General features: G+C 70.1%; 14 protein-coding genes. 2 read left to right on the top strand and 12 right to left on the bottom strand.

Translation table 11 applies throughout. From position 1 onward, the window contains the following. Nucleotides 1–5 precede the first annotated feature (5 nt). From rhaI to QDS12_RS03020, 6 genes are all read right to left on the bottom strand, one after another. Nucleotides 6–1,169, bottom strand: coding sequence for an L-rhamnose isomerase (rhaI, locus tag QDS12_RS03045; protein WP_279876779.1), 1,164 nt, complete (start codon nt 1,167–1,169; stop codon nt 6–8). Between the two features lies 1 nt (nt 1,170). Beyond that, nucleotides 1,171–1,539 (bottom strand): L-rhamnose mutarotase, encoded by a 369-nt coding sequence (locus QDS12_RS03040; RefSeq protein WP_279876778.1) that lies wholly within the window; start codon nt 1,537–1,539, stop codon nt 1,171–1,173. A gap of 106 nt (nt 1,540–1,645) precedes the next feature. Beyond that, complete coding sequence (rhaS, locus tag QDS12_RS03035) at nt 1,646–2,698, bottom strand: rhamnose ABC transporter substrate-binding protein (RefSeq protein WP_279876777.1); 1,053 nt, start codon at nt 2,696–2,698, stop codon at nt 1,646–1,648. 6 nt (nt 2,699–2,704) lie between these two features. Next, the gene (locus tag QDS12_RS03030) at nt 2,705–3,796 is read right to left on the bottom strand and encodes an ABC transporter permease (RefSeq protein WP_279876775.1); all 1,092 of its coding nucleotides are present in this window, start codon (nt 3,794–3,796) and stop codon (nt 2,705–2,707) included. Next, nucleotides 3,793–4,824 (bottom strand): ABC transporter permease, encoded by a 1,032-nt coding sequence (locus tag QDS12_RS03025; RefSeq protein ID WP_279876774.1) that lies wholly within the window; start codon nt 4,822–4,824, stop codon nt 3,793–3,795. The genes QDS12_RS03030 and QDS12_RS03025 overlap by 4 nt, the downstream gene beginning before the upstream one ends. Further along, nucleotides 4,821–6,371 carry a sugar ABC transporter ATP-binding protein gene (locus QDS12_RS03020; protein ID WP_279876772.1) on the bottom strand — a complete coding sequence of 517 codons (1,551 nt, stop codon included), beginning with the start codon at nt 6,369–6,371 and terminating at the stop codon, nt 4,821–4,823. The genes QDS12_RS03025 and QDS12_RS03020 overlap by 4 nt, the downstream gene beginning before the upstream one ends. 163 nt (nt 6,372–6,534) lie before the next feature. Between QDS12_RS03020 and QDS12_RS03015 the strand changes: the two genes are divergently transcribed. After that, entirely contained in the window at nt 6,535–7,563 is a 1,029-nt protein-coding gene (locus tag QDS12_RS03015) for a LacI family DNA-binding transcriptional regulator (protein ID WP_279876770.1), read from the top strand. A 259-nt stretch (nt 7,564–7,822) separates the two neighbouring features. Here QDS12_RS03015 and QDS12_RS03010 read toward each other — a convergent pair whose 3' ends face one another. After that, nucleotides 7,823–8,254, bottom strand: a complete 432-nt coding sequence (locus QDS12_RS03010; protein ID WP_279878452.1) for a nucleoside deaminase — start codon at nt 8,252–8,254, stop codon at nt 7,823–7,825. Between the two features lie 60 nt (nt 8,255–8,314). Continuing rightward, nucleotides 8,315–8,800, bottom strand: coding sequence for a tRNA adenosine deaminase-associated protein (locus tag QDS12_RS03005; protein WP_279876768.1), 486 nt, complete (start codon nt 8,798–8,800; stop codon nt 8,315–8,317). Nucleotides 8,801–8,896: 96 nt separating this feature from the next. Here QDS12_RS03005 and upp point away from each other — a divergent pair, with 96 nt between their 5' ends. After that, on the top strand, nt 8,897–9,538 hold the full coding sequence (gene upp / locus QDS12_RS03000; protein WP_279876766.1) for a uracil phosphoribosyltransferase: 642 nt from the start codon (nt 8,897–8,899) through the stop codon (nt 9,536–9,538). On the opposite strand, the gene thpR is transcribed toward upp, so the two are convergent. The 4 genes from thpR to QDS12_RS02980 all read right to left on the bottom strand — a co-directional run bounded on the left by thpR (nt 9,532) and on the right by QDS12_RS02980 (nt 13,614). Further along, on the bottom strand, nt 9,532–10,107 hold the full coding sequence (gene thpR, locus QDS12_RS02995) for an RNA 2',3'-cyclic phosphodiesterase (protein WP_279876765.1): 576 nt from the start codon (nt 10,105–10,107) through the stop codon (nt 9,532–9,534). The two genes, upp and thpR, sit on opposite strands and share 7 nt — an antisense overlap. After that, nucleotides 10,104–10,823, bottom strand: coding sequence for a VIT family protein (locus QDS12_RS02990; RefSeq protein WP_279876764.1), 720 nt, complete (start codon nt 10,821–10,823; stop codon nt 10,104–10,106). Before QDS12_RS02990 ends, thpR begins: the two co-directional genes overlap by 4 nt. A gap of 164 nt (nt 10,824–10,987) precedes the next feature. After that, entirely contained in the window at nt 10,988–12,133 is a 1,146-nt protein-coding gene (locus QDS12_RS02985) for an acyl-CoA dehydrogenase family protein (protein WP_279876763.1), read from the bottom strand. Nucleotides 12,134–12,156: 23 nt separating this feature from the next. Then, nucleotides 12,157–13,614, bottom strand: a complete 1,458-nt coding sequence (locus QDS12_RS02980; protein ID WP_279876762.1) for an MDR family MFS transporter — start codon at nt 13,612–13,614, stop codon at nt 12,157–12,159. Nucleotides 13,615–13,652: the final 38 nt, after the last annotated feature.

The raw sequence follows: 13,652 nt of genomic DNA, 5'->3' as shown, positions 1-13,652 counted from the left end.
TTGGGTCAGTTCCATCCTGCCTGCGTACCGCCCACGCGGTCCGCCTCGATCTGTTCCTGGTAGCCGCTGGCGAGGTAGGCCCGCATCGGGTCGGCGGGCAGACCGCGCTCCTCGCGCCAGTCGGCGAGGTGCGGGCGGACGTCGGTGTAGAAGGCGTCCATGAAGATCTCGTTGGCGAGCAGGACGTCGCCGTCCTCCTGTGCCTGCGTCAGCGCGTCACGGTCGACGAGCAGCGCGCGTGCGGTCATCTCCTGCACGTTGAGCACCGACCGGATCTGGCCGGGGATCTTCTTCTCGATGTTGTGGCACTGGTCGAGCATGTAGGCGACGTCGCTGTCCGGTCCGAACGCGCCGCCGCGGATGCACTCGAAGAGGATGCGGAAGAGCTGGAACGGGTCGGCCGCCCCGACGATGAGGTCGTCGTCGGCGTAGAAGCGGCTGTTGAAGTCGAACGAGCCGAGCTTCCCGAGCCGGATGAGCTGGGCGACGATGAACTCGATGTTGGTGCCGGGTGCGTGGTGGCCGGTGTCGAGGCAGACGACGGCGCGCTCGCCGAGCGCGGCCACCTGGACGTACGACGTGCCCCAGTCCGGGACGTCCGTGTGGTAGAACGCCGGCTCGAAGAACTTGTACTCGAGGACCAGCCGCTGGTCGCCGCTGAGGCGGTCGTAGATGGTCCGCAGGCTCTCGGCCAGGCGGTCCTGGCGACCGCGCATGTCGGCCTGGCCCGGGTAGTTGGACCCCTCCGCGAGCCAGATCTTGAGGTCCCGCGACCCGGTCGCGCCCATGATGTCGATGCACTCGAGGTGGTGGTCGATCGCCTTCTGGCGGACCTTCCTGTCCGTGTGGGTCAGGGCGCCGAGCTTGTAGTCGTCGTCCTGGAAGGTGTTCGAGTTGATCGTGCCGAGCCTCATGCCGAGGTCCTCGGCGTAGCGGCGGAGCTTGTCGTAGTCGTCGACCTTGTCCCACGGGATGTGCAGCGCCACCGACGGCGCGAGGCCGGTGAACCGGTGCACCGCCGCCGCGTCGGCGATCTTCTCCTCCACCGTCCGCGGGGTGCCGGGCGTGCCGAAGACCTTGAAGCGGGTCCCCGAGTTGCCGTAGGCCCACGACGGGACCTCGATGGCCTGCGCCGCCAGGAGGGGCGTGATCTGCTCGAACGTCGTCATGTCACTTCGCTTCTGTCTTGTCCGCTGTGTCGGGCTGGAGCCCGAGCTGGTCCTCGAGGTGGAAGATCTCCTCGAGCTCCAGGAAGCCTTCGTCGGGGGCGGCGTCACCGAGGTCCTCGAAGAACTCCGCCATCTCCCGCTGCCACCGCCGGTTGACCTCGCGGGCGGCCATCGCCGCCCGGGCCTGCTCGAGCGACGGCGTCTCGAGGTAGCCGATGAGGAGGCCGTCGGGCCGCAGGAAGAGCGAGTAGTTGTGCCAGCCGGTCTCGTGGAGGGCGCGGACCATGTCCGGCCAGACGGCGGCGTGGCGCCTCTTGTAGTCCTCGAGGCGGTCGGGCCTCACCTGGAGCTGGAAGCACACGCGCTGCATCCCTCCTCCTCCTCCTCCGTGGTCTGTGGTGTCGCTGGCCCTGTTCGGGCCCGGTGGCGCCTGCCGGGGCGGGGTCAACCCCGGCAGGCGCCGATCCGGGACCGGCTCAGAAGTTGAACTGGTCGATGTTGTCCTTGGTGAAGACGAACGGGTCGCCCAGGAGGACGGTGCCGTTGTCGCCGACCGTGAACTTGCCGAGCTTGCCGGCAGTGAAGGAGTCACCCGACTTGCCGGTGATGTCGCCGTCGACCAGCGCCTTGGCGGCGTACGCCGCGAGGTAGCCGAGGTCGCTCGGGTTCCACAGGGCGAAGGAGGTGACGGTGCCGTCCTTGACGTACTTGCGCATCTGGTTGGGGGTGCCCAGACCGGTGAGCGCGACCTTGCCCTTCGACGACGAGGTGTCGAGGTAGCGCGCCGCGGCGGCGATGCCGACGGTGGTCGGCGAGATGATGCCCTTCAGGTTCGGGTGGTCCTGGAGGAGCGCCGCTGTCTTGTCGAACGACGTCTGGTCGTCGTCGTTGCCGTAGACGGTGTCGACCAGCTTGATGTTCGGGTGGTCGGCCGCCAGGTCCTTCTTCATGAGGTCGATCCAGGCGTTCTGGTTGGTCGCGTTGGCGGCCGCCGACAGGATCGCGATCTCGCCGGTGTCGCCGATCTGCTTGGCGATCTCGTCGACCTCGGTCTTGGCGATGCCCTCGGCCGTCGCCTGGTTGACGAACAGGTCGCGGCAGTCGGCGCTGGTGTCGGAGTCGAACGTGACGACCTTGGTGCCGGCCGACATCGCCTGCTTGATGGCGCTGCACGGGGCCTTGGGGTCGTCGGCCGAGATCACCAGCGCCTTCACGCCCTGCTGGGCGGCGGTGTTGATGAAGGAGACCTGGCCGTCAGGGGTGGCCGTGTCGGGACCGACCTCCTGGTACTTGCCCTTGAACTCCTCGACCGCCTTCTTGCCGCCGTCCTTGTCGCTGGCGTCGAAGTAGGGGTTGCCGAGGTTCTTCGGGATGAAGGTGACGGTGGTGCCGCTGCTGCTGCCCCCGCCCCCGTTGCCGCTGCTGGCGTTGCTGGAGCCGTTGTCACTGCCGCCGCAAGCGGTCAGGCCCAGCGTGGCTGTCGCGACGACGGCGGCGCAGGCCGTGAGCCGTCGGTGGCTGAACTTCATCGTTCATTACCTCTCTGTGGTGCGGGATGACGAGGCGACCGCTTGCCGCCGCCGAAGGTTTCCGAGACCGGCTCGCCGGGCCGAGAGCCTGGAGATCCAGGCGAGCACGCTGGTGGACATCACCGAGAGCACCAGGAGGGCGCCGATGACGATGTTGATGACGTTGACCGTCTGGTTCTCGAGCCGCATGGCGCTCTGGATGACGCCGATGAGCAGGACGCCGGCGACGACGCCGTGCAGCGCACCGCGTCCGCCGAAGATCGACACCCCACCGAGAAGGACCGCGGCGATGACCTTCAGCTCGTCGCCGGTCGCGTTGTCACCGCGGGCGTTGCCGGTCCGCAGCGTGATGTAGATGCCGGCGAAGGCCGACACCGCCGCGGTCAGGATGAACAGCACGAACTTGGTGCGCGCCACGTTGACGCCGCTGAAGTGCGCCGCCTCGTCGTTGAGCCCGATCTCGTAGACGCCGCGACCGAACGAGGAGAAGTGCAGGACCCAGACGAACACCACGAGCAGGACGAGGATCGGGATCACGATGACGGGGTAGCGGCTGGTCCCGATGTGCTCCTGCGCGAGGGTGGTCCACTTGTCCGGGAAGTCGGTCTTGGCGGTGGTGCCGAGCAGGCCGACGGCCAGACCCCGGTAGAGCGCCAGGGTGCCGATCGTCACGGCGAGCGACGGCAGGCCGACGTACGCGACCAGGAAGCCGTTGAGCGCACCAGCGACGACGCCGACGAGGATCGCGATCAGTCCGGCGAGCGGGATCGAGAGGCCGGCGTCCTGGTGGAGGAGGCCCACCATGACGCTCGAGAGGCCGACGACGCTCGCCACCGACAGGTCGATCTCACCGGTGATGATGACCAGCGCCATGGGCAGCGCGATCAGCATGATCTCGGCGTTGTCGAGGCCGAGGAAGTAGACCGTCAGCGGGCTGTTGAAGTTGGCGACGTTGGCCGAGGCCCACGCGAACACCAGGACGAGGAGCCCGATGATCGCGAACTCGCGGGTGAGGAGCACCCGTCGCCACCACGGCTGGCTGTAGGGCCGGTAGGTCCGGCCGACCGGTGCTTCGGCGGTTGCGGTCGCGGAGGTCATGCGATGTCCCTCGCTTCGATGATCTTGCGGTCCCGCCGGAGGGAGAGCACCCGGTCGAGGACGATGGAGCCGATGATGAGGACGCCCACGACGAACTGCTGCCAGAAGTCCTGGACACCCAGCACGGGCAGGGCACGGTTGATGGTCACGAGCAGGAAGGCACCGATCGCGGCGCCCCAGACCGTGCCGCTGCCGCCGAAGATCGCGACGCCGCCGATGACCGCGGCGGCGACTGCCTGCAGCTCGAGGTTGAGGCCGGCGTTGGAGCTCACGGTCCCGTAGCGGGCGGCGGTCGCCACCCCGGCCAGGCCGGCCATCGCTCCGGAGAGCAGGAACGCGGCCAGGATCCGGCGGGTCACCCGGAGGCCGTAGAGCTCCGCCGCGTCCGGGTCGGACCCGATCGCGTAGAGCTCGCGGCCGCCGCGGGCCGTGTAGAGGTAGTAGCCGACCAAGGCCAGCACGACGAGGGCGACGATGGTCAGCACCGGGATGCCGAGGATCTGCTGCGTGCCCAGCTTGAGGAAGTTGTCGGGCATGTCGGAGGCGTTGACGCGGTTGCTGCCGGCCCAGGTCAAGAAGATGCCTCGGTAGATGTAGAGCGTGCCGAGGGTGATGACGAGGGCGGGCACCTTGCCCCAGGCGACCAGCGCGCCGTTGACCAGCCCCAGCACGCCGCCGAACAGCAACCCGATGAGGAAGACCAGCAGGACCGGCGTACCGGGGTGGGCGATGAAGATCCGCCCGGTCAGGTAGGCCGTCAGGCCGACGACCGATCCGACCGAGAGGTCGACGTTGCGGGTGATGATGACCGAGGTCTGACCGACCGCGAGGAGCACGAGGATCGCGGGGGTCAGCAGCAGGTCGCGCCAGCCGTTGGCGCCGAAGAGGAACTGGTCGTTCTTGATCGTCGTCGCGGCGATCACCAGCACCAGCACCAGCGCGACGGCGATCTCGCGGGAGCGCAGAGCGCCGCCGACGATGCGTCGGGCCGGCGACATCTGGCTGGGGGTCAGCGTGAGGGCGCTCATGCCGAGACCTCCATCGTGGTCGTGGGCTCGATGTCGTTGGGGCGGGCCGCCCGCGTCGCCGCGTGCATGACCTTCTCGGGGGTCGCCTCGGCCCTGTCGATGTCTGCGGTGATCTCGCCTTCGCAGACAACCAGGACCCGGTCCGCCATGCCGAGGACCTCGGGGAGCTCGGAGGAGATCATGAGGATCGCGACGCCCTGACCGGCGAGGTCGGAGAGGAGCCGGTGGACCTCGGCCTTGGTGCCGACGTCGATGCCGCGGGTGGGCTCGTCGATGATGAGGAGCCGGGGCTGGGTCGCCAGCCACTTGGCGATGACGACCTTCTGCTGGTTGCCGCCGCTCATCGTCGTGGCCGGCATGTCGAGCGCCGCGGTCTTGACCTCGAGGCGTCCCGCCCAGGGGCTGCTGGCCCGGTTCTCCGCGCCGGTGGTGAGCACGCCTGCCTTCGAGAGGCCGCGACGGATCACCGAGGCGATGTTGCGGGCCACCGACGACTCGACGACCAGGCCCTGCTTGCGCCGGTCCTCGGGCACGAGGGCCATGCCCGCCCGGATGGCGGCCCGCACGTTGCGCCGAGGCACCTCGCGGCCGAGCATCCGCACGGTGCCGCTGTCGTAGCCGTCGACGCCGAAGATCGCGCGGGCGATCTCGCTGCGTCCGGCGCCGACCAGGCCGGCGAGCCCGACGATCTCGCCCGCACGGACGGTGAGGTCGACGTCGTGGAAGACGCCGGCGGAGCTCAGGCCGGTCACCTCGAGCACCGGGTCGCCGATCGGCGCCGGCGACTTGGGGAACAGCTCGGCGACCTCGCGGCCGACCATCCTCGCCACGATCTCGTCGACGGTGGTGTCGGCGATGGGGTCGGTGGAGATGTAGTCACCGTCGCGCATCACCGTGACGGTGTCGCAGAGCTCGAAGACCTCGTCGAAGCGGTGCGAGATGAAGACCAGACCGCGACCCTCGTCGCGCAGGCTGCGGGCGACGGCGAAGAGGCGCTCGACCTCCAGGCCGCTCAGCGCCGCGGTCGGCTCGTCCATGATCAAAAGGCTGGCGTCGAGCGAGATGGCCTTGGCGATCTCGATGATCTGCTGGTCGGCGATCGAGAGGCCGCGGGCGGGTCGGCGCGGGTCGATGCGGACGCCGAGCCGCTCGAAGAGCGCGCTGGCCTCGGCGTACATCGCGGCCCGGTCGATGCGGTGGCCGCGGCCGACCGGCTGGCGACCCATGAAGATGTTCTCGGTGACCGAGAGGTCGGGGAACAGCGTCGGCTCCTGGTAGATCACCGCGATGCCGGCCGCCTTCGAGGCGGCGGTCGAGTGGAAGTCCACGTCCTCGCCCAGGAACCGGAAGGTGCCAGCGTCGCGCCGATGGACGCCCGCGACGATCTTCACGAGGGTCGACTTGCCCGCGCCGTTCTCGCCGACGAGCGCATGGATCGAGCCGCGCGACACGGTGATGCTGCCCGCGCGCAGCGCGATCACGGAGCCGAACGACTTCGCGACGTCCTGGAGCTCCAGGACCACGTCGGCCGTGGCCGGTTCCGGCATGTCCGCTCCTTTTGAAACGTTTTAATACGACCGGATGAACGTAGGTGACCGCAATCACAGACGTCAAGAGAAGCGACGAAAATATTTCGTACCGGTGACGTGCGCGTTGACAACGGTCGGCTTGGACCGTTTCAATTCGGGGCAGCTCATCGAAGGGGGAAGCATGGTCAGCGCGCGCCAGCCGCTGTCGGCCTCCGTCAAGGACGTCGCCGCCGCAGCGGGCGTCTCCCTCGGCACCGTCTCCAACGTCCTCAACCGCCCCGACCGGGTCACCGCAGCGACGCGGGAGAGGGTGGAGCGCGCGATGGCCGACCTCGGGTTCGTCCGCAACGAGTCGGCGCGGTCGCTCCGCGCCGGCCGGACCAGGACGCTGGCCTACGTGATGCTCGACGCGAGCAACCCGTTCTTCACCGACGTCGCCCAGGGGATCGAGCGTGCCGCCGAGGGCGCCGAAATGTCGCTCTTCCTGTGCAACAGCGACGGTCGGGCCACGCGGGAGGCGACCCACCTCGAGCACCTCGAGCAGCAGCGCGTCCAGGGCATCCTCATCACGCCGGTCGAGCCGGACAGCTCTCTGCTCGACGCCATCGCCCGCCGCGGCACGCCGCTGGTCGTGGTGGACCGGATCCGCAAGGGCGGCGAGTTCTGCTCGGTCGCCGTCGACGACGTCCTCGGCGGGCGCCTGGCGGTCGAGCATCTCATCGACCGGGGCCACCGCCGCGTGGCCTTCGTCGGCGGCCCGCTCAGCATCGGCCAGGTGACCGACCGCTACGAAGGCGCCCGGCAGGCCTGGGCGGCCGCCGGCCTCCCCGAGGAGGACCTCACCCTGCTGGCGGTCGACTCACTGACGGCCGCCTCCGGGCGCTCCGCCGGCGAGCGGCTCGCCGGGATCCCGTCGGGCCGCCGCCCCACCGCCGCGTTCTGCGCCAACGACCTCGTCGCCTTCGGACTCCTCCAGCAGGCCACCTCGGTGGGCCTGCGTGTGCCCGACCAGCTGTCCATCGTCGGCTACGACGACATCGACTTCGCCGCGGCGGCCGCCGTACCCCTCACCTCCGTGCGGCAGCCCCGCCAGGAGCTCGGCCGGGCGGCGGCCGAGCTGGTCCTCGACGAGGCCGGCAACCCCGCCCATCGGCACCAGCAGGTCATGTTCACCCCCGAGCTGGTGGCGCGGGCTTCGACGTTGGGCTGAGGTCGCCGGCGTCTGTTCGTCGAGGTATGCAGGCGAACCGTCACTTCCCGGGCGGAGCTCCACACGAGAGGTGTGCATTCGGCTGCATACCTCGATGAACATGCAGGGCCGCTCAGGTGTGAACGGGCGCCGACCGATGGACTGAGGTCGCCGGCGTCTGTTCGTCGAGGTATGCAGGCGAACCGTCACTTCCGGGGCGGAACTCCCCACGGGAGGTGCGCACTCGGCTGCATACCTCGATGAACATCCCGCGAGCACGTCACCGCCGACCGCGGAAGAACTCCTCCAGGAGGCCCGTCGCCTCCGCCGCCAGCACCCCGGACACCACCTCCGGGCGGTGGTTGAGCCGGCGGTCGCGGACGACGTCCCACAACGAGCCGACCGCGCCGGCCTTGTCGTCGAACGCGCCGAAGACCAGCCTCCCGACCCGTGCCAGCACCAGCGCGCCGGCACACATCGTGCAGGGTTCGAGCGTGACGACGAGGGTGCAGCCCTCGAGCCGCCACTCCCCGAGGTGGCGGGCCGCCTCGCGCAGGGCGACGACCTCGGCATGGCCGGTCGGGTCGCCGGCGGCCTCCCGGACGTTGCGGCCGCGGCCGATCACCTCACCGGCCGGGTCGAGGACGACCGCGCCGATGGGGACGTCACCGGTCGCGAGGGCGGCGCGCGCCTCGGTGAGGGCGGCGGTCATCGGGACGTCGTACGGGCCGGCGGTCATGGCGTCCGGATCGTATGACGTCCGGGGCCGGCGTCACGCGTTGGTGAACCCGACCGCGTCGTCGAAGGCCTTGCCGAAGCCGAGCTTGCGGGCGACCTCGGAGAGCATCTCGTCGGGGTAGAGGTCGACGTCGTCGAGCAGGACGCCCATGTCCATGGCGCTCACCCCCGCGTCGGAGAGCAGCCCCAGGTCGCCGGCCGGCTCGGGCTCGTCCTCCTCCTCGGGCATCGGCAGCCCCAGGAAGTCCACCACGCTCGCCGCCAGCTCCCACTCGTCGGCCGCGGTGACGTCCGAGAGCAGGACGCGGACGTTCGCGCCCACCACGCGTACGACGACGAAGAAGTCCTCGTCGATCCCGATGAGCCCGACGGCGCCGCCGTCGCCGGGGAAGCGGCGCAACGCGTGCGCCAGCGTGTCGACGTCGTTGAGCAGGTCGTGCGCGAGCTCCTGGACCTGCCAGACCCCCTCCTCGCGGTAGACCGCGAGAGCGAAGTCGACCCCCTCCAACGCATCGGACATGACACCAGACTGACATCCCGCACGCGACCCGCCAACCCCTTTGCCCTCCCGATGGCGGGCCTCCACCGAGATCGCGCACCCACTAGGGTTCGGCCCATGCGCACCCACGTCGTGGACCACCCGCTCGTCGCCCACAAGCTCACCCGGCTGCGCGACGAGACCACCGACTCACCGACGTTCCGAGCGCTGGCCGAAGAGCTGGTCACGCTCCTCGCCTACGAGGCGACCCGCGAGGTCCGCGTCGAGGCGCACGACATCACGACGCCCGTGGCGCCCACGACCGGCGTACGGCTGGCCCGGCCGACCCCGCTCGTCGTCCCGATCCTGCGCGCCGGTCTCGGCATGCTCGACGGGATGATGCGGCTGCTGCCGACCGGCGAGGTCGGCTTCCTCGGCATGGTGCGCAACGAGGAGACGCTGCAGGCCACGACGTACGCCGAGCGGCTGCCCGAGGACCTGTCCGGCCGGCAGTGCTACGTGCTCGACCCGATGCTCGCGACCGGTGGCACGCTGGCGGCCGCCATCCGGTTCCTGGTCGACCGGGGCGCCGACCACATCACCTGCATCACGCTGCTGTCGGCGCCGGAGGGCCTGGCCAACCTCGAGAAGGGGCTCGAGGGCGTGGACATCCCGGTCACGGTCGTCACCGCCGCCGTGGACGAGCGGCTCAACGAGAAGGGCTACATCGTGCCCGGTCTCGGGGACGCAGGGGACCGGCTGTACGGGCTGGCTCAGTAGGCGGCGGCGCCCAGCGCGAACTCCTCCAGCACCTCGTAACGCGGCCGGTTGCGGGGCCCCTCGCCGAGGTGTGACTGCACGAGGCTGATCGTGTCGGCGGTCCAGGTCGGGCCGCGATAGGCGTCGAGCAGGCGGACCCACTTCGTGACCTCCTGCGGCCGGCCCAGCCGGGCGACCGTCACGTGCGCCTTGAAGCGCTGTCCGGCGACCTCGATGCCGCTCTTGGTGCCCGCTGCCCGGGCACCGGTCGCCAGCCGGGCGAGCTCGGTCCGGCCGGCGTCGTCGAGGTCGAGGCCCGCCCAGAGAACCTTGGCCCGACCCGCGTCGGGGAAGGCACCGCCGCCGGCGATCGCCGTCGGGAAGGCCGTACGCCGGGCGGCGGCCCGGCCGAGCCGCTCGACGAGCTCGTCCAGCGACCGTTCGGGCGCGTCGGCGAGGAACGCCAGGGTCACGTGGATCTGGTCGGCCTGCGTCCAGCGGAACGAGCCGGCCTCCCGGCGTACGTCCAGGAAGTCGTCGAGGTCCTCGAGCGCCCGTTCGGGCGGGATCAGCGCGGCGAAGAGCCTCAAGAGATCTGGGTGCCGAGCAGGCGGCCGATCAGCAGCGTGACACCCATGGCGAAGACGCCGCCGAGGACGTTGCGGACCACCGCGGGCCACGGCCGCGCGCGGCCGAGCCGGGCCGAGGTGAACCCGGTGATCGCCAGCGCCACGGCGACGGCGATCGCGGTGACGTAGAACCGCTCGGGCGACGGCAGCAGGATGGTGAGCAGCGGCAGCAGGGCGCCGACCGAGAACGCGCTCATGGAGGCCAGCGCCGCACCCCACGGGTTGGTCACGTCGTCGATGTCGATCCCGAACTCGAGCTCGGCGTGGGTGCGCAGGGCGTCCTTCGCCGTCATCTGTACGGCGGCCTGGTGGGCGACCTCGTGGGAGAGGCCCTTCTCCTCTAGCATCGCGGTGAGGTGGGCCAGCTCCTCGTCGGGCATCCGTGCCAGGTCGTGCTTCTCCGCCTCGATGAGGGCGAGCTCGGCGTCGCGCTGCGTCGAGACCGAGACGTACTCGCCGGCGCCCATCGACAGGGCCCCGGCGACGAGGGACGCCGTACCGGCGATCGCGATGGCCGAGCGCTGGTCGCTCGCGCCGGCGACGCCCATGACGAGTCCCGCGACCGACACGATGCCGTCGTTGGCGCCGAGGACTCCCGCCCGCAGCCAGTTGAGCCGGTTGCTCAGCCCCTCGGTGTCGCCGTGCTCGTGCTGGGAGAGATCTACCGCCTCGGTCATGCGCCCATCGTCCCGCGCCGGCGGATGGCCCGCAAAAAAGGTGAGGCAACCCTCAGGCGGCCGGGGCGGAGTACCCGGTCAACCGGTGACGGCGGAACTCCCGGGGTGCCATGACACCCCGGGAGTTCCGGAGTTCCCGGTGAACCGGGTACTCCGTCGCCGCGTCAGAGCCCGAGCTCGCGCCCGATGAGCTCCTTCATGATCTCGTTGGAGCCGGCCCAGATCTTGGTGACGCGGGCGTCGCGCCAGGCGCGGGCGACGCGGTACTCGTTCATGAAGCCGTAGCCGCCGTGCAGCTGGACGCAGTGGTCGAGGATCTCGCTCTGCGCCTGCGACGACCACCACTTGGCCTTGGCGGCCTCGGTCGCGGTCAGCTCACCGCGGGCGTGCGCGGCGACGCACTTGTCGATGTAGGCCTCGCAGACCTCGATCTGGGTGAACAGCTCGGCCAGCAGGAACTTGTTGTGCTGGAAGTTGCCGATCGACTGGCCGAAGGCCTTGCGGTCCTTCGCGTACTGCAGCGTCTCGGTGAGGATCTGCTTGGCGTGGTGGGTGTTGGCGACCGCGCACGAGATCCGCTCCTGCGGGAGCTTCTGCATCATGTGGATGAAGCCCATGTTGAGCTCGCCGATGACCTCGGCGTCGGTGACGCGGACGTTCTCGAAGAACAGCTCGGCGGTGTCGGACTCCTCCATGCCGACCTTGTCGAGCTTGCGGCCGCGGCTGAAGCCCTCCTTGGTCGCCTCGACCGCGAAGAGCGTGATGCCCTTGGGGCCCTTCTCCGGGTCGGTGCGCGCGGCGACCACGACGAGGTCGGCCGAGTAGCCGTTGGTGATGAACGTCTTGGAGCCGTTGATGACCCACTCGTCGCCGTCGCGGACGGCGGTGGTCTTGAGCGCGGCGAGGTCGGAGCCTCCGGAGGGCTCGGTCATGCCGATGGCGAGGAGGATCTCGCCCGAGGAGACGCCCGGCAGCCAGCGCTGCTTCTGCTCCTCGGTGCCGAGCTCGACGATGTAGGGCGCGGTGATGTCGACGTGGATGCTGACGCAGGTCGGGAACGCGGCCCCGACCTTCGCCAGCTCCTCCTCGAGGACGGCGTTGAAGCGGAAGTCGTCGGCGCCGGCGCCGCCGTACTCCTCCGGGATCGAGAGACCGAGGAAGCCGTTCGCGCCCGCCTCCAGCCAGAACTCGCGCGGAAGCGCCTTGTCGGCGATGTACTTGTCGGTGTTCGGGATGACCGAACGCTCGAGCCACTGCCGCACGGAGGCGCGGAAGTCCTCGTGGTCCTCGTCGTAGATGTCGCGCTTCATGCGCGCGATGCTACCTCGCGAAGTTACTGGTCCGTAACGTGCGGGGTGGGCTCCGTGACGCGCTGGGGCATGACGGCTGCGCCGATCAAGAGGGCGACCGAGATCCACGCGCTGACGACGAAGACGGTGTGCAGCGCCGGAGCGAGTACGTCGGCCGGCACCTGCTCCAGGGACGAGACCCGGCCGCCGAGCCGGTCGGCGACGTAGGCGTTCGCGACCGCTCCGAACACGGCGACCCCGACGGCGCTGCCGACCGAGCGCGCGAACATGTTGGCCCCCGTCGCCACGCCGCGGCTGCGCCAGTCGACGCTGGATTGAGCGGCGATGACGCCCGGGCTCACGGTGAGGCCGAAGCCGAGGCCCATGACGAAGCAGGGCAGCGAGAGGTGCCAGAACGACGCGTCCGGTCCGACCGTGAGCAGCAGCAGCGCGCCGGCGATGGTGAGCACCGCGCCGAGGGCGACCGTGGCCCGGAACCCGATCGTGAGGAAGAGGCGGCCGGACTGCGACGCGGCGATCGGCCAGCCGACGGTCATGGCGGCCAGCGCCAGGCCGGCAACGACTGCGCCGTGGCCGAGCACGTGCTGCGCGTAGAGCGGGACGTAGGACGAGAGCCCGAGCATGACGCAGCCGACGAGGAGGCTTCCGGCCGACGACGCGTTGAGCACCCGGCGGCCGAAGACCCACAGCGGCAGCACCGGCTCGGGCGCGCGCAGCTCGACGGCGACGAAGCCGAGGAGGAGCAGCACGGAGGTGGCGAAGACGGCGATGCTGGCCGAGGAGTCCCACGCCCAGCGCTGGCCACCCTCGAGGAGGCCGAGCAGGAGCAGCACGCCGCCGGACGTCAGCAGCAGGGCGCCGAGCCAGTCGACCGACGTACGCCGGCGCTGCACGTCCTCGTCGAAGTGCCTGACCAGCATCCAGAGGGCGGCGAGGCCGAGCGGGAGGTTGACGAAGAAGATCCACCGCCAGGAGAGGTAGTCGGCGAAGACGCCGCCGAGCGTCGGGCCCACCAGCGACGCCATCGCCCACACCGAGGCGATGTAGCCCTGGACCTTGGCACGCTCCTGGAGCGTGTAGATGTCGCCGACGATCGTCATGCCCATCGGCTGGACCGCGCCGGCCCCCAGCCCCTGGATCGCGCGGAAGACGATCAGCCCGGTCATCGACCAGGCGAACCCGCACAGCACCGAGCCGCCGAGGAACAGGCCGATGCCGATGAGCATCACCGGCTTGCGCCCGAGGACGTCGGCGAGCTTGCCGTAGATCGGGACGGTGACCGCCGTGGTGAGCAGGTAGACCGAGAACAGCCACGGGAACTGGGTGAACCCGCCGAGGTCGTCGACCACGCTCGGCACCGCTGTGGCCAGGATCGTCGTGTCGATCGCGACCAGGCCGGTGCTCAGCATCACCGCGAGGAGGATCGGGCCGCGCTCGCTGCGCAGACCGATGTCGCGCCTGCTGATGCCGGTGGTGGTCACGAACTAAACACAAGCCGTTCAGGGTGGTGATCATTCCC

Source organism: Nocardioides sp. CER19 (assembly GCF_029846275.1).
Taxonomy (GTDB): Bacteria; Actinomycetota; Actinomycetes; order Propionibacteriales; family Nocardioidaceae; genus Nocardioides.
The sequence above is the reverse complement of the archived record's forward strand: the minus strand, read 5'-3'. Positions and strand labels throughout refer to the sequence as shown.